General features: G+C 46.6%; 12 protein-coding genes and 1 other RNA gene. 6 read left to right on the top strand and 7 right to left on the bottom strand.

The features are described 5' to 3' along the window. Positions 1-1,302 (top strand): Cna B-type domain-containing protein (locus SPD80_RS01445; RefSeq protein WP_320828145.1); only part of this gene is annotated, 1,302 nt, incomplete at its 5' end. 105 nt (positions 1,303-1,407) lie between these two features. Here the strand turns inward: SPD80_RS01445 and SPD80_RS01440 are convergent. From SPD80_RS01440 to SPD80_RS01420, 5 genes are all read right to left on the bottom strand, one after another. Then, a complete protein-coding gene (locus SPD80_RS01440; RefSeq protein WP_320828143.1) occupies positions 1,408-2,310 on the bottom strand; it encodes a DUF4130 domain-containing protein in 903 nt (300 codons plus the stop codon). Continuing rightward, entirely contained in the window at positions 2,282-3,667 is a 1,386-nt protein-coding gene (locus tag SPD80_RS01435) for a putative DNA modification/repair radical SAM protein (RefSeq protein ID WP_320828147.1), read from the bottom strand. Before SPD80_RS01435 ends, SPD80_RS01440 begins: the two co-directional genes overlap by 29 nt. Before the next feature lie 207 nt (positions 3,668-3,874). Then, positions 3,875-5,236, bottom strand: coding sequence for a H2O-forming NADH oxidase (gene nox, locus SPD80_RS01430; RefSeq protein ID WP_320828141.1), 1,362 nt, complete (start codon positions 5,234-5,236; stop codon positions 3,875-3,877). Between the two features lie 194 nt (positions 5,237-5,430). Next, positions 5,431-5,798, bottom strand: an RNA gene (rnpB, locus tag SPD80_RS01425) — RNase P RNA component class A. A gap of 75 nt (positions 5,799-5,873) precedes the next feature. Then, the gene (locus SPD80_RS01420) at positions 5,874-6,527 is read right to left on the bottom strand and encodes a GntR family transcriptional regulator (RefSeq protein ID WP_320605729.1); all 654 of its coding nucleotides are present in this window, start codon (positions 6,525-6,527) and stop codon (positions 5,874-5,876) included. A 286-nt stretch (positions 6,528-6,813) separates the two neighbouring features. Here SPD80_RS01420 and SPD80_RS01415 point away from each other — a divergent pair, with 286 nt between their 5' ends. From SPD80_RS01415 to SPD80_RS01405, 3 genes are all read left to right on the top strand, one after another. Then, a complete protein-coding gene (locus SPD80_RS01415; protein WP_320605727.1) occupies positions 6,814-7,590 on the top strand; it encodes a dimethylarginine dimethylaminohydrolase family protein in 777 nt (258 codons plus the stop codon). An 84-nt stretch (positions 7,591-7,674) separates the two neighbouring features. Beyond that, a complete protein-coding gene (locus SPD80_RS01410; protein WP_320605725.1) occupies positions 7,675-9,177 on the top strand; it encodes a basic amino acid/polyamine antiporter in 1,503 nt (500 codons plus the stop codon). Positions 9,178-9,342: 165 nt separating this feature from the next. Next, positions 9,343-9,981, top strand: a complete 639-nt coding sequence (locus SPD80_RS01405; protein WP_320828138.1) for a YigZ family protein — start codon at positions 9,343-9,345, stop codon at positions 9,979-9,981. On the opposite strand, the gene SPD80_RS01400 is transcribed toward SPD80_RS01405, so the two are convergent. Then, entirely contained in the window at positions 9,968-10,501 is a 534-nt protein-coding gene (locus SPD80_RS01400; RefSeq protein WP_320828137.1) for an isochorismatase family cysteine hydrolase, read from the bottom strand. The genes SPD80_RS01405 and SPD80_RS01400 overlap by 14 nt on opposite strands. 204 nt (positions 10,502-10,705) lie before the next feature. Here SPD80_RS01400 and SPD80_RS01395 point away from each other — a divergent pair, with 204 nt between their 5' ends. After that, the gene (locus tag SPD80_RS01395) at positions 10,706-11,074 is read left to right on the top strand and encodes a VOC family protein (protein ID WP_320605720.1); all 369 of its coding nucleotides are present in this window, start codon (positions 10,706-10,708) and stop codon (positions 11,072-11,074) included. Between the two features lie 283 nt (positions 11,075-11,357). Next, positions 11,358-15,290 (top strand): RICIN domain-containing protein, encoded by a 3,933-nt coding sequence (locus SPD80_RS01390; protein WP_320828134.1) that lies wholly within the window; start codon positions 11,358-11,360, stop codon positions 15,288-15,290. A 135-nt stretch (positions 15,291-15,425) separates the two neighbouring features. On the opposite strand, the gene SPD80_RS01385 is transcribed toward SPD80_RS01390, so the two are convergent. After that, positions 15,426-15,884, bottom strand: a 459-nt coding sequence (locus SPD80_RS01385) for a C1 family peptidase (RefSeq protein ID WP_320828132.1), incomplete at its 5' end; no start/stop codon positions are given.

Below are 15,884 nucleotides of genomic sequence, written 5' to 3'. Positions count from 1 at the left end.
GTGTCTAAGCAGTGGGTAGGTCTTTCTCAGGAAAATAGGGATAAGCTTTCGGTTCTGGTTCGTCTCTATAAAAATGGAAAACCTACCGATATGACTCAAACGCTCAATAAGGACAACGCCTTTACTTCTCGCTTTGATAATGTTCGCATGTCTGATGACCAAGGTAACAAGTATGTATACACCATCAAAGAAGAGGGTGTGGATGTTTCTGGTATCTTGCAGTTGGATGGTAAAAGCTTTGCTGTGAGCTATGATTCCAGCAAGCTGCAGTTAACTAATACCTTGGTTAACCCTAAGATTGTCGTATCGGGTACAAAGGTGTGGGATGATGCAAACAATCAAGATGGTATTCGTCCTGAAGCCATTACCGTTACCCTTCTTGCCAACGGGCAGCCTACCAACCACGTTGCTACTATTACTAAGGATCAGGCACAGTCATTTAGTTTTAAAGGGCTTGACACCTATGATCAAAACGGCGATACGATTACGTACAGTGTGAAAGAGTCTCCAACTCCAGGCTATACCAGTTCTGTTGAAGGCACTGCACAAACAGGTTTTACTATCACAAATGTGCACACACCTGCAAAGATGAGCATTCCTGTTACCAAGAACTGGGTGGATAACACCAATGCTCAGGGCCTTCGTCCACAAAACGTGACGGTACGGCTTCTTGCTAATGGTGTTGAAGTTGCCCATGCGCAGCTTGAAGCTGACGCTCAAGGTATCTGGGCGGCAAGTTTTGATGATGTGGCTGTTAACAAGGACGGTAAACCTATTGTTTATAGTGTGGTAGAGGATGCCGTCGAGCATTATGGTGCTGTGTATGCAGGTACTGCTGATGAAGGCTTTACCATAACCAACACTATTGAGGGCAAGCGTTCCATTGCCGTTACTAAGGTTTGGAAGGGAGATGAAGCGTCATCTGTTAAGGTTACGCTTTTGCGCGATGGCAACAAGCTTGAGGATACAACCATTACAAAGCAAGATGGTTGGAAACATGTCTTTGAGGATTTGGATGCCTATGATGCAAATGACGGTCATGAGTATGTCTATACGATTGAAGAAGCACCCTTAGATGGCTATACCTCTCAGATTACTGGCGATGCACAAACAGGCTTTACGCTTACAAATACGCAAGACCCCAAACCAGTGATTCCAGCAAAACCAGGAACCGTGCAGCATACTGTTTTGCCTAAGACAGGGGATGCAAACAATACGTTCCTTATGCTTGGCGTAGCTCTTGGCGGATTGGTGCTCTTGGCAGGCGCTGCTCAACAAAAGCGTCAAAAAGAAACAGCGTAGAGAGCTTGCAAACGGTAAGTACTCATCAAGAAGCCCCGCGAACCTAGGTTCGCGGGGCTTTGCACTATCAGTTTTGTGTTTGCTACAAGGCTGTATGGGGAGTATCTATTGTGGCTCAAGCTCATGCAAACCACTCCAAAATCGTTTGGCCATCCAGTGTGTGCGTAGGTCATAGCCTCGCTCAACTTTGCCTCTCTCACTAAAGCCAACCTTTTTGTAAAAGGTCTTCCACAGAGAACGAATGTAGTGCTCTTCATTAGATACTTGTTTGGTATGTAAGAGTTCTTGCAAGAGTGCCTCGTCCAATAGAATTACGCTACAGCGCATATTTCCAGCTGTATGAATAAGTGCCACTCCATGGCTTGGGTCAACAATGGCAAAGTTTTCTGTGCGTAAGCGTCCTGCAAAATAGGATGCTACCAGGGGTAGCACATTTGCTTTGCAGCTAAAACGTGCAAAGTATGAACCGTCTTCCATTTTGCTCATGCGAATAAACTGCCGTGCATGTTCACACTCAGTACATCCTCTACGGGCATACTTTAAAAATGCTTCTGTTTGTACTGCTGAAAGTAGGGTTTGTGATTGCTCTTTATAGTGTAAAACCATGCGTGCCCACTCATAGACTGCTTGAGGCATAGCAGGGTCGTCATAGCTGCAGGCATAAGCAAGAAGGTATCGTGTTGGCTGTCCGTAGAAACGTTGTAATTGTGTGATAAGGCGTTCTACTAAGTGCAAATCCTGTAATCCGTCTATGGGGCCAATTGGTACTTCATCTAGTTGTAGCTGGCAGTCTTTCTCTAAACTCAGACGAACATACTGGCCGTGTAGTTGCGCATAGTACGTGAGTGCAACGGTGACAAGGATGGACTCAAGCGATGGCTTGCAGACCAATACTATGTGTTGTTGTCTGCTGCTGTTGCAATTGATTGTTGCAACAAGTCTTTGAGCCTCTTCAGATAGTTCATGCGTGCATGAGGAGTTAGAACAATCTGAGCTGTTGTTCTTCAAGCTCTTTTCTTCTTTGATTGTAGGGACTGGTTGTGGCATCACTCACCACCCGCTGCCTAATGAGTTGCGAGTCAAGTGGACTTTGAGGGTCACGCTTGCCATTACAGGTTAAAAAGTGACGAGCACGTTTAAGCGTTACATGCATACGCTTAAGATCATCAAAGCTCAGTAACGTAGTGCGCCGTGCCTGCAATATGCGCCTGGCACCAACAGGGCCAACACCAGGAACGCGCAGCAAATCCTCCAGCGATGCATCCATTACCTCAAGAGGAAAGTGGTCTATATGATTAAGTGCCCAAGCAAGCTTGGGGTCTATCTCTAAATCAAGCCAAGGTGCATCAGGACTAACGAGCTCATCAGCTTCAAATCCGTAATAGCGCATAAGCCAATCTGCCTGATACAGTCTATGCTCACGACGTAGCGGAACAGGAGTACCAAGTTCTGGCAGATGCTCGTCTTCCAACATGGGCATATAGGCAGAGAAAAACACGCGCTTAAGATCAAACTTTCTATAGAGTGAGCTCGATAGCTTAAGGATGTGATTATCGTCCTCAGGACTTGCTCCTACGATTATCTGGGTAGATTGTCCAGCAGCAGCAAAACTTCTCAGAGAACTTCCTATGCGAGAAGTCTTTTGTGAGGACAGGGTATAGCAAGCCCCATTGGAGATAAGTGCACGTTCAGAGCCTCTGGGGCTACTCTTTTTACGAATGTGACGCTGTCTTATGCTTCTTGTGTTGTGTGTGCTTGCAAGGAGAAGCATCTCTTCTTCCGTGCGTTTGGTATGAATCAGAGCCATGGGTGCCAAAACCGAAGAAGGGGTTTTATCAGGGCAGAGGGTGGATAAAGCATGTGCGCTCGGCAACTCTAGATTTACTGATAAGCGGTCTGATAATCTGCCAACTTTATCCACGAGCTCAGGACTGGTTCCTGGAATAATTTTGGTATGAATATAGCCGTTAAACTGAAGCTCTTCTCGTAAGATATGCAAACAGCAAATCATGCGCTCTACCGTGGCATCTGCTGTACCTAATACGCCAGATGATAAAAATAAGCCCTCAATGTAATTGTGCTTGTAAAACTCAACCGTAAGTTCCGCGAGCTCACGCGGGGTAAACGTGGCGCGAGCACAGGCTGCACTCTTACGATTAACGCAGTAGGCACAATCAAAGCTACAAGCGTTTGACATAAGGACTTTAAGTAGGGTAATGCAACGGCCATCTTCTGTAAAACTATGGCAGCAGCCAGCAGCGTGAGTGGTACCTAGTTTGCCCGCTTTAGTGCTTCTATTGGAACCGGAAGAGGTGCAGGCTACATCAAAGCGTGCGGCTTCTGCAAGAATCTCTAGCTTTGACATAGTGTCCACGGCGTGCCTCCATCTAGAACAAATGTTCTAGTAAGGATAGCATGTAGAAATAAACAGTACAAGTGTTCTAGTTTGATACGAGGATGATGCGTGTAACATTAGGTGCTTTACCTGCAACAAAATAGTGGCAGTCCCAAAAAGGACTTGCCACTATTCAGAAAAACCATCCTACGAGTAGATTTTATCTACCTGTAATGCTTATAGCTTAACAGCAGAAAGAGCAGCCATAGTAATGTAGTTATACGGCTCGTTAAAGTGAGGCATAAAGAAAATGTCACACAACGCAATGTGCTCAATGCTTACATGCTCTTGGATGGCCAAAGAGAACATATGAAGAGCAGCGGACATATCATGCTCGCTCATAAGTTGTGCGCCAATGACGCTATGGTCATCTTTGCGATATACAATGCGCATATGTACCTCTGGGTTAGCGCCAGCCTCATCCATAAAGCCGGGTTTTTGCTTGGCGGTATACTCGCACATCTCTGCCTCGATGCCATGCTCCGCTGCGGTACTAACCGTTTGACCAGTGCAAACCATTTTAAGACCGTAGAGGCATAAGCCAGAGGAACCCTGTACACCTAAAGAAGGAATCTCTACACCGCTTGCATTAAAGGCTGCAACAAGGCCAGAGCGCACAGCGTTGGTAGCCAATGCAATGTAGCTGGTAGCGCGAAGCGAGTTATCGTAGATGGTAGCGCAGTCTCCAATGGCATACACATCAGGTACCGACGTTTGTTGTTTGGCATCTACCAAAATGGCGCCATTACTAAAGAGCTCAAGTTTATTGGCGCCCAGCTCATTGTTAGGCTTAAAGCCAATGCACATCATAACAAGATCGGCGTCAAAGGCTTCTTGATTAGTAACAACGCGACAAACACGACCCTGGTTATCACCTTCAAAAGCCTGTACCTTTTGGTCAAGTGCTACGGTAATACCATGAGATTCAAGGCGCGTCTTCATAACGTCAGAGAAGTCTTTATCAAAATGAGTGCCCAAAATACGATCTAGTGCATCTATGAGAACAACCCGCTTACCAACGCGTTCGTAAGCCTCTGCGAGCTCAGCACCAATATAGCCAGCACCCACAACTACAACGTTGCGAATATGTTCATCATGAGCAATTTGCTCTACAGCAAGCTGAGCATCTTGAAAAAGTTTTGCGCGCTGGATGTAGGCAAGGTCAATGCCAGGAATGGATGGAATAATAGGGGAGGAACCAGTGGCGATAATAAGCTTATCAAAAGGAAGCTTCTGTGAATCGTCACTCTTGTTTTGATGATAGGTAATGGTTTTTGCCTGGTAATTTATACAATCAACAGTGGTTTCCATGTAAACATGGGCACCCTTGGCTTCAAGGTCCTCTTTACTGGAATAAAAAAGCCCTTCTCCCTTAGTAATTTGATTGCCAATCCACAGTGCCATTCCGCATCCCAAAAAACTGATGTTTGAGTTACGGTCAAATACGTATATCTCATCATCGGGATTGAGCGCAAGAAGCTGGTTAACACAAGCAATACCCGCGTGGTTTGCACCAATAACAACAAATCGCTTACCCATAAACTCTCTTTTCTTTTGATGGCTCAATATGCACGAACGTGTATATGATTATTTTGTCATAATATTACTAACATTTATAGAAAAGAATAGAGAAAACTTTGTAAAGTTGTATAAAAATAAAAGGCTGATACCAAAACTGGCACAACAAGCTTAGAAAAAGCAACAAAAAGCAACAAGAGTTTGGCTTGGTAAAAGTGCGAAGTGAGCCTATGAGCCGGGTTCTGTCAAGGACGATCATTTATCTACGAACGTTGTTACCAACGCCCTCTAGCACGCAACCCGAACGCTCTGCGGGCAGCATCATAGCGTTCCTATTTGCGCTTGCTCCGGATGGGGCTTGCCAAGCCGTCGTATTACTACGACGCTGGTAGTCTCTTACACTACCGTTTCAGCTTTTCTCTTACTTGCGAGCGTATGTGCAAGCAAGCAGTGGGAGTCTTCTTTTCTGCGGCGCTTTCCGTCGGGTCACCCCGCCTGGCCGTTAGCCAGCATCCTGCCCTGTGGAGCCCGGACTTTCCTCATGAGCAGCTTCTGCTGCCCCCGCGATCGTCGAGCTCACTTCGCGTTAGCGATTGTACCACGCTCAAGCGTTTATCGAAAAACCCTCGTGGCTTTAGTTGAAAAAAACTTGTCTTCTTTACCACGACAAGTACTTAGCGTTATCTAAAGACCAGTGCACATCACGAATATACTTTTGCAGACCACTGCCATCACGCTTTTTAAATAGTGCCACTATATGGGCATGTTCTTTATTGGCTTTGCGAGCGTTAGCTTCAAGGATTTCTGGGTCTTCTTGCAAATACGCGCGCTTCATAAAAAAGCGGTTGAGTTCCTCTATGTAGTTAGAGAGGCGAGAGTTACCACATTTACATACATACGTCTGATGGAACTCGCGTTGCAGGTCATCGTATCTGTCATACAGTCCACTGTTTATAGCTAGTTGCATGCTATTACATAAGAAACTCAGCTGCGCAATGTCATTATCACTCATACGTCCCGCAGCAAGAAGGGCTGCTCGGCCATCCAAGGGGCCGAGGATTTCAAACACTTCTCGCGCAGCAGATTCGTCAAAGCCACGAACCACAAAACCCTTGCGAGGAACGCGCTCTAAATAGCCCTCATCACTCAATTGCATAAGAGCTTCTCTAACGGGGGTGCGGCTTACCGAAAGAGCGTCTGCAATGCTTTGCTCGCTAATGTGCTCAAACTCACTGAGCATGCCCTCGTTAATGAGATTGGCAATGTGAGCATACACATGGTCTTTGAGGGAGAGGTATCTATCTTGTGGCATGTCTGTGCGCACCTCCATTGGATGTATATAAACGCAAATTGTATACAATCAACAATTTTGTTTATATAAACAAAAAAGTAAAGGTAAATCATACTATTTAAGCCGTTTACAGCTCAAATTATACCGCTCAAGTTCACAGTGTACATGACAGTTACACGCTCACGATATGTTGAACGTGCAGATGCAATGTCTACGTGCAATCCAAACAGAACGTGGGTGCATGAGGACATTGATACCGCAGTTTGAAGTAATTCTTATGGTAGTTCTTGAGGAAAGGGGTTATAACATGACCAAGTTTACGCACTGTATTGTTCGTCGTCCGAGCCACTCTTTGCTTGATGGCATTACCTCTGCTCCTGAGCTGGGCAAGCCTGACTATGCTCGTGCCCTCGAAGAGCATAATGACTACATCGATGCGTTGACCCGCTGTGGTGTAGATGTAACGGTTTTGCCGGCATCTGAGGAATATCCAGACAGCTGCTTTGTAGAGGATACCTGCGTTATTACGCGTTGTGGCGTTATTGTAGATAACCCTGGTGCGGATAGCCGTCGCGGGGAAGCGGCGCTCCTTGAGCCCGTACTGCATCGTTTCTTTGACTATGACAAGATCCGCCACATTACTTCTCCTGGTACGCTTGAAGGCGGAGATGTCATGATGGTTGGAGACACCTTCTATGTTGGTAGGTCTAAGCGCACCAATGAAGAGGGTATTCGTCAGTTTGCTGCCATTCTAGAAGAATGGGGTCTTACATGCGTAGAAGTTCCTCTTGAGAAGGTCTTACATCTTAAGACGGGCGTTAACTACATCGAAGATAACAATATGCTGGTTTCCGGCGAGTTTATCGATAAACCCGAGTTTGCGCAATACAACAAGATTGTGGTTCCAGAAGAGGAAGCCTATGGTGCCAACTGCATTTGGATGAACGGTACCGTTATTGTTGCAGAAGGATACCCCACGGTGCTAAAGGCTGTTCAGGATGCTGGCTATAAAACCATTGTGGTGGATACTTCCGAGTATCGTAAGCTCGATGGTGGTCTGTCCTGCCTTGGTTTGCGCTTCTAATATGAATTTGTAATCCCCAAGAGCTGCATGGACCTTCGCTTGTGAGGTTCGTGCAGCTCTTTTATTACAGAAGGGGGCTTTACGATGGAAAAACCTACTACAACAACGCATGACGCAGCTGAACTTCTTGTGGATGAACAGGGCAATAAGATTATTGATCCTCATGGCATGGGCTTGCTGCGTCTGTCTATGATGGTTATTACCGCTAGTATTTGCGGTGGTATATTCTCGCTTGCAGGAGATTTGGCAGCTGGTGGAGCTCATACCGGTGCTGTGCTGGTAAGTTGGGGCATTTGTTTTGTGGGCGTGCTAGCTTTGGCCATGTGCTTCTTTGGTTTATCGCGCGCTCGTCCTGATCTTACGGGTGGCATTTATGCTTATGCTGCCGCTGGTTTTGGTGACTTTGTTGGATTTATTTCTGCTTACGGTTACTGGATTTCTGGTTGTCTGTCCAATGTTTCGTTTGCTTTATTGCTTTTCTCGGCATTAGGATATTTCTTTAAACCATTTGAGAGTGGCAATAACTTACTTTCCTGCATATGCGCGTCTGCGTATTTGTGGTTGTTGGTATGGTTGGCAGCTAAGGGTGTTAAGGAGGCAGCAAAGCTCAATATTTTTGTAACCGTGGTAAAGATTATCCCGTTGGGTTTGTTTGTCGTATCCATTTTGCTGCTTGGTAAGTTTGACCCGTCCATTTTTATGGACAATTTTATGGGTGAACCTGGTGGGCCAGGCTTTTACGAGCAAGTTGTTTCTACTATGGTGGCATTAGTCTGGATTTTTACGGGTATTGAGGCTTCTGTTGTTATTTCTGGTCGTGCTCGTTTAGCAAAGGATGTTGGACGCTCCACTATCATTGGATTTGTCTTTATCTTTGTGTTGTATATGCTCATTTCCGTATTGAGTATGGGCGTGGTGCCTCGTGCGCAGATGGCAGAGTTGGCAACACCTTCTATGGCGGGTGTGCTGGAAGCTGCTATTGGTCCTGTAGGCGCAGCTGTTGTTAATTTGGGCGTTGTGTTATCCCTGTTGGGTGCTATGTTGGGCTATGTAATTATTAATGCCGAGACTCCCTATGAAGCAGCAAAAATGGGCACATTCCCTAAGGTATTTGCACGCTCAAATACGGCGGGGTCTCCTCTTGTTACTCTAATTGTTTCTTCTGGCATTACCCAGCTGTTCTTGATTTTGGCTGTGTTTGCTACGTCTACGTATCAGTTTATGTACAACTGCGCGGTCTGCACAATTCTTGTTCCCTATGTGGCATCTACCTTGTATTTTGCAAAAATTGCATGGCAAAACAAATACATGGGGGATGACGGTGCTGGCAGTGTGGTTCAAGCTCGCTTCTTTGGTACCTTGGGCTGCGTATACGCTCTGTTTTTGGTGTGGTCTTGTGGTGTGACGGGCATTATGATTACTACCATTTTGTTTACGCCAGGCATTTTGCTCTATGCCTGGGGAGAAAAGACACAAGACAAAAAGATTTTGCCTACCATGGCAGATAAGATTATTGCCTTGATTATTGTGGGTACCATGTTGGTTTCTGTGTATCAGATTGCAACAGGAGCTATTTCTGTAATCTAGAGCACATATCTTATTACATACCTTATGGTAATACGCGTTATAGTAAACCGTGCATGTGCTTTAATTTGGCATATGCACGGTTTTAAGATGGTGGTACTAACAGAGCTGCCAGGATAGGCACTGGTGGTAACAATAACGAGTAGGGTTAAGTAGGGTTAATTGCGTATGCAGCAAGAATATAAGACACTTGTTCCAGATGTAGTGCATACGGCGGAGTTTGTAGATCGCCGTAGTCGCTTTCTTGCTGCGCTCACACATCTATCTTCAGAGGCTGCTGCTGAGGAGTATATTGCTTCTTTGAGGGCTCGCTATCATGACGCACGCCATACTGTTTTTGCGTGGATATTGGCAGATGGGCGTGAGCGTTGTTCTGATGATGGGGAGCCATCTCGTACCGCTGGCATGCCGGTTTTGGATGTCTTGCATGGTGCTGGTTTAGCAGACGTATGTTGTGTTGTAACTCGATATTTTGGTGGCACTCTTTTGGGTCCTGGTGGTTTAGTTCGTGCTTATACGGCAGCGGCACAAGCTGCGGTAACAGACGCGCAGGCAGCAAACCATATAGTTGTTATGGGACTTACCACCTATGTAACATGCTGTATTCCTTATGCTGCCTATGATCGAGTTTTGCATATGGCACAGGCTGCTGGTGGCAAACAACATGAGGCTCTTTTTACCAATGAAGTGCAGCTTACCTTGAGTTTTGCTTCTGGTTCAGAGCAACCCTTTGTGGCGGCCCTGCGTGAGTTTGCTCATGGAGAAGACCTTTGCACAATTGCAGAACCAGTCTTTACTGCACGATAATCTGGCAACTTTCCAGAGCACCAAGTGCACGTTCATGGCTTTGTGGCGTAACCCCTGCACAACAGCTTTTCTTTACGACGATAGGAACTTCAGGTACGGCAGCTTTTGCGAGCAGCGCATTAGAGATAACGCAAATGTCTGTGCACAGACCAATGAAGGTAATCTTTTGAAGAGGCGTCTTTGCGTTGAGCTGTGTAAGGTATGCTGCGAGTTCCATGCTGCCAAAACTGGGCTTATCAAAAATGCGTACATCTGCAGCATTGGCAACCTCGGCAAGCTCGGGAATAATTTGCCACCCCTCGCTGCCATATAAGCAATGTGGTACGGGTAGATTGGTGCCTTCTTGTGTGGATAGATAGTCGCTGTGATGGGTGTCACGCGTAAAGATAATCTTCTCGTTAGTTTGTTGAGCGGTAGCAATGCGTGCCATAACAGCAGGTACGATAGCGCGTGCTTCGGGTGTGCCCAGCGCATGGGTTACAAAGTCATTTTGCATATCTACAACAACCAAGACGTTCATGAGCGCTCCTTATCGTACATAATGATTGGGCTTGCTTTTGGGACTTACTTGGCTTTATGCAAGCTCTGAGTACTTCTATTGTATCTACGGCGCAGGTTGTAGGAGAAAAAACATATCCTGAGCATGCTTTTTGATGACAAGGCGAGTAAAATTATATAGATGCTAAACAAACTTAAAATGCAACAAAGCAGTAAGGAGCCTACTATGAAGGCACGTTTTGTTCATCGTTGTACCCATGTTCTTGATAGAGATGCTACGGTAGCGTTTTATCAAAAGGCCTTGGGGTTAGTTGTGGAGCGTGTTTCGGGTCCTGAGGATGGGAGCTGGTCAAACACCTTTATGGTTGACCCTCAGTCTGGTTTTGAGATTGAGCTTACTTGGAATCGTGGTCGCACAACGCCCTATGAGAATGGCGGAATGGATACCCATATTGCCTTTAGGGTGGACGATATTGAGGCAGCTCATGCTTTGCATGAAGAGATGGGTTGCATTCAAAAAGAAAATCCCAAGATGGGTTTGTATTTTATTGTAGACCCAGACGGTCAGCGCATAGAGATTTTGCCCGAGAACTAGGGTGTGTTGTTGCCTTGCATCATAGGGGATAGGGCACCGTATACACGGTATAAAAAGTGCATGGTATAGATACGCACATACAACAAGCCAGAGTTAGCTGAAACCAAAGGGCATACAGTTTTGATTTTGTGTATAAAATGTTGACCTTCTCTGTAATTATCGGTCTGTATAAAGTTAGCGCCAGGTTACTTATGGCAGCTGTACTACGATAAATGACCGCAAACTATAAGCCCTGAGATTGTGCATAGTTGCTGTGTAGCATGCACATTAGATTCGGAGCGTTATGAAGTATTTGGAAAGACAAGCTCGTAATAAGATGCTGTGGACAGCGTGCTCGCTCATATGTGGCGTAGCATTGCTTGTTGTGCTCAGCGTGCCCAGTGTGGCACGTGCTGCTACGGATTCTGCTGCTCAGCAGTCCGCGGCGGCTGCACCAGCTGCACAGGCAACACAAACCGTGCAGGCAGATACAACCACGGTTCTTGTCAAAGCACAAAGTAAGGATGCTGTGGCAGACCAGAGTGACTCTGTAGTGGCACGTGCAGTTTCTGTGGCCGAGCCTGTGGCTGTCCACGAAAAAGCAAGCGAAGCTGGTGGCACGGGCGCCACTAATGGCGCTCATGATGCTTCGGCAGCTCAACAAGATGAGCAGGCTCCTGCACAGGAACGTGCAGCAGCTCCTCGTGCCGCTGCTGCCGCAAACTATGATGATAATTTGGTTGAAGGGGATGTGTATTACATCCACTCTCAGGCAGCGCCCGATAAGGTGTTAGACGTTGCCCGTGGTTCTCAGGCAGATGGTGCTAACGTACTGCTCTGGAAAAAGCATAATGGGGCTAACCAGCGTTGGCGTCTTATTCGTAATGGCGAGTACTACCTGCTTATTAATGAGGCAACCAATAAAGCTTTAGATATAACTGATGGCAAGCCTTTTAATGAGGCTAACGTACAACAATACCAGCCCAATTATAGCGATGGGCAAAAGTGGATTTTAAATCGTATGGCTGATGGTAGCTACTCCATTGCATCGGCTGCAGATTCAACCTTTTTGCTTGATTTATGGGCAGGTAAGACGGCTAATGGTACCAATGTACAGTTGTATACCAGCCATGGTGGCAGCAATCAAAGATGGATTTTAGAAAACATGACGGCTGCTTTACGTGAGGCAAAGCAGGCTCAGGATAATGACCGTCTTCCTGAGGGCGATTATCTGATAGAGACTAAGGTAACTAATGGTAAGGCAGTAGATGTGGACTATCCTACTGCTGAGTCTGGCTCTAGCGTATTGCTCTGGCAGACCACGCGTCATAAAACGCAGGTCTGGCATGTATCGTACGATAAGGACGGTTTAGCAAAACTCACCAATAAGTATTCTGGTAAAGTCCTTGATGTAAGTGATGACGTGGCTGCTAACGGCATCAATGTGCAGCAGGGGGACGACAATGGTTCCATGGCACAGCGTTGGCTTATTGTTAAGATGGCTGATGGTAGCTACAAGATTTTATCGGCCATTAACCCCAAGTTTGCCGTGGATTTGCATGCGTCTCAGACCAACAACAACGCTAATATTGAGCTGTACAGTGCTCATGATGGAGCTAACCAGCGTTGGCGTTTTACGTCGTTGGACATTCATGTTCCAGAAACAGACCTAGAGGTTGCACGCTCGCTTGACCCCAATGCAATGTACCGCATTGTTTCATATGCTAATCCTAACTATGCAGTAGATTTGTATGCAGGCAAGACTGCTAATGGCACCAATGCTCAGCTGTACACTAAAAACAATGCTGCCAACCAGGCATTTGTGTTTGAACCTGCCGCTAAAAATGGCTATTTCTTACTTAAATCATTGCGAGGCAATGTTGCATTAGCCTCTAATGGTGATGTTCCTACCTCTGGCAATAATGCGCAGTTCTGGGAGGCTCATGCTGACGATAAGAACCAACAGTTTGCTATTATTCGCAATGCTGATGGTACCTACTCCTTTAGGGGTGTCTCGACTGGTTTGCTTTTGGACATTAGCGGTAATCCTGCCGATGAAGCAAATCTGTATCTAACCAGCTTTAGCGCGTATCCTTCCAATACTCAGAAGTTTAGAATAGAAAAGATTACCGACATCCTTTCTAGCGGCTTGTATTCTGTTACTGCCGCTGGTGGCAAGACCATGGCTCTTACTACGGATGGTGCATCTTTAACTATTGCTGCTAACGGTAAGCGTCTTAATCAAAAATGGTTTATAAAAAAGGTTGAGGGCAAGGATAACACCTACACCCTGCAGTCTTTGGATACGGGCACCTACGTAAATGTTCTGAATGGTCAGGTGCGCTTAAGTGCTTCTGCCACCACATCTTCTGCTCATTGGGTGGTGAGTTTTGTACAGGGTAACTTGCAGTTTAAGAATGAACTTTCTGATACTGTCTTAGATATTACAAACAATACGTATGCCTCTGGTACCTCTGTAGGTATGTGGCTTGCCCATGGCGGCATCAACCAACAGTGGGTTGCGTCTTCGGCAATTGAGCTGGAGAATGGCACCTATGAGATTAACGCTGCTGTAGGCAATAACATGGCTTTGGACGTAGATGGTGGTTCAACCCAAAACGGTGCAAACGTTCAGATTTATACGCGTAACCACTCTGCCGCTCAAAAGTGGATTGCTCGACGCATAGCAAGTGGCGCATACGTATTTACCAATGTTTCCTCGGGTCGGGTGCTTGACCTATATAACAATGAGGTCAAGAACGGCACCAATATTTTGCAATATGACTCTCATGGCGGTCCCAATCAGCACTGGTATGTAGAGTGGAATACCAAGGGTTATTTTGTGTTGCGCTCTGCTCTTAACCCCAACTATGTTATTGACGTGACTGGTGGCCATGCTGTTAACTCAACCAATGTAGAGCTGTATGCCTATCATGGCGGTGCTGCTCAGGGTTGGAACTTTTCCTGGGTAAGTGCTGCTACTCAGCAACATACTGGTACATTCCGTTTGTATCTTGATGCTGGTCACGGTTACAGTGCCCCGAACGGCTGGGATCCTGGTGCTACCACCCCTGACTATCGTGAAGCTGATCTTACTCATGAACTCGTAGACCTTATCGCCCTACGGTTAGATAAAAAGGGCATTGCGTATCGTAAGTCCCAGGATGACGGCGTTAATTTTGACCGTCGTCAAGAGGCTGCACGCAATCATGGCTGCACAACGCTGCTATCCATTCACTTTAATGCTTCACCGAATGCTACTGCCACGGGTTTTGAGAGTTTTAGGCATACCCGTAATGCCGAGCCTGGTTCTCTTGAGTTCCAAAGTGCTATGCACGAGGCCCTCAAGGCTTCAGTCGGTTTAAGAAACCGTGGCATGAATACACAAGAAATTGCTGTTATTAGTGGCAAGAAAGGCCATCTACCTGCAACGCTTCTTGAGATTGCGTTTGTGACCAATGCAAACGATATGTACGTATATCAGCAGCGTAAGTTTATAATTGCAGATGCCTTGGCAAACGCCATTGAGCAGTATGCAAAGGAGTACTATGGCGGCGGTTCTGATACTCCTCATGCTGATGAATCTCAAAATGACGTTCCATTTACCCCTGGTTACCAGTCTAATTCCGAGAACCCCGTCGACCCTAACCCGGATTTGCCCAATCCTCCTTCCGTAGACGAGGACATAAGCCCCGAGACATACACCATTATGGGCAATTCCACGGTCACTGCACGCCAGATGGTTGCTCTGTATAAGCAGATAGGCAAGCAGTATCCCAGCTCTGTGTACAGCGCTTATGGTGCCCCAACTATCGAGAAGTTCTGTCAGCTTGTTATGGAAGAGGCAGCTGCTGAAGGCGTGCGTGCCGAGGTAGTTTTTGCACAGGCCATGCATGAGACGGGTTGGCTGCAGTTTGGTGGTGACGTAAAGAACTGGCAGTGCAATTTTGCTGGTCTTGGTGCTGTTGGTGGTGGCGTGCGAGGTGAGGACTTTAGCGGCTACGGTGCCGAAGGTGTGCGCTATGGTTTGCGTGCCCAAGTCCAGCATCTTAAGGGCTATGCAAGCACCGATGCACTTAATAATGCCTGTGTGGATAACCGCTTTAAGTACCTTACGTCAAAGCGCGGTTCTGCACCAACCATCTCTGGTCTTACGGGCACATGGGCCATGGACCCTGCCTATGCAAGAGGACTGTTTAGTATTTTGAGGGAGCTTAAGGAAACGCCTCAGTACTAAGCGCTGCAAAAGCTATTTCGCAAACGTACTTTGCAAAATATATGCTGCTCTTGGGTTACAGAGCGTCTTATATGGTAAAAAATCAGCCGTCTCTCATATGAGGGACGGCTGATGTGTATGAATCTGATGAGTGACTTACTTACCTTGTCCCATACCTAACGCAAAGCCGCTCCAAGGATCACACTCTTCGGCAGGAGCGCTGTCCCACAACTCACGTATTTCTGCGGGCAAGTATTCACGGCGTACCACAACTTCACCACCGTACACACGGAACCATTCAGCACTCATGTACAGGTATCCGTCTTTGCCAGAATCTTTACCCCAGCTGTTTTCTACACGCCACGCAACAGGTTGGCCTTTCTCGTCAAGCTCTACGCCCTGGAAGGTCATAGCATGGGTGAGGCATGTCTCATGTACGTCGAGCATGTCCGTGCGGTCCATGCTCAAGTCCATGCCAAAGAGACCGTCTAAATCTACGCCGTCCATAGTTAGAATGCCTTTGAAGTCCTCAATGTGGCGAGGATATTCCTGCATGACATCGCATGCCATACTTACAGGCTCACCAGCCTTGAGCTGGGCAATGGCTGCTTGCTC

The organism is Atopobium sp., assembly GCF_034113385.1.
Taxonomy (GTDB): Bacteria; Actinomycetota; Coriobacteriia; order Coriobacteriales; family Atopobiaceae; genus Atopobium.
This window is presented reverse-complemented; position numbering and strand designations above follow the sequence as displayed.

Coding starts and splice junctions, on each gene's coding strand:
- SPD80_RS01395 (WP_320605720.1), top strand. CDS start 10,706: ATGAAGGCACGTTTTGTTCATCGTTGTACCCATGTTCTTGATAGAGAT.
- nox (WP_320828141.1), bottom strand. CDS start 5,236: ATGGGTAAGCGATTTGTTGTTATTGGTGCAAACCACGCGGGTATTGCT.
- SPD80_RS01435 (WP_320828147.1), bottom strand. CDS start 3,667: ATGTCAAAGCTAGAGATTCTTGCAGAAGCCGCACGCTTTGATGTAGCC.
- SPD80_RS01400 (WP_320828137.1), bottom strand. CDS start 10,501: ATGAACGTCTTGGTTGTTGTAGATATGCAAAATGACTTTGTAACCCAT.
- SPD80_RS01390 (WP_320828134.1), top strand. CDS start 11,358: ATGAAGTATTTGGAAAGACAAGCTCGTAATAAGATGCTGTGGACAGCG.
- SPD80_RS01405 (WP_320828138.1), top strand. CDS start 9,343: ATGCAGCAAGAATATAAGACACTTGTTCCAGATGTAGTGCATACGGCG.
- SPD80_RS01415 (WP_320605727.1), top strand. CDS start 6,814: ATGACCAAGTTTACGCACTGTATTGTTCGTCGTCCGAGCCACTCTTTG.
- SPD80_RS01420 (WP_320605729.1), bottom strand. CDS start 6,527: ATGCCACAAGATAGATACCTCTCCCTCAAAGACCATGTGTATGCTCAC.
- SPD80_RS01410 (WP_320605725.1), top strand. CDS start 7,675: ATGGAAAAACCTACTACAACAACGCATGACGCAGCTGAACTTCTTGTG.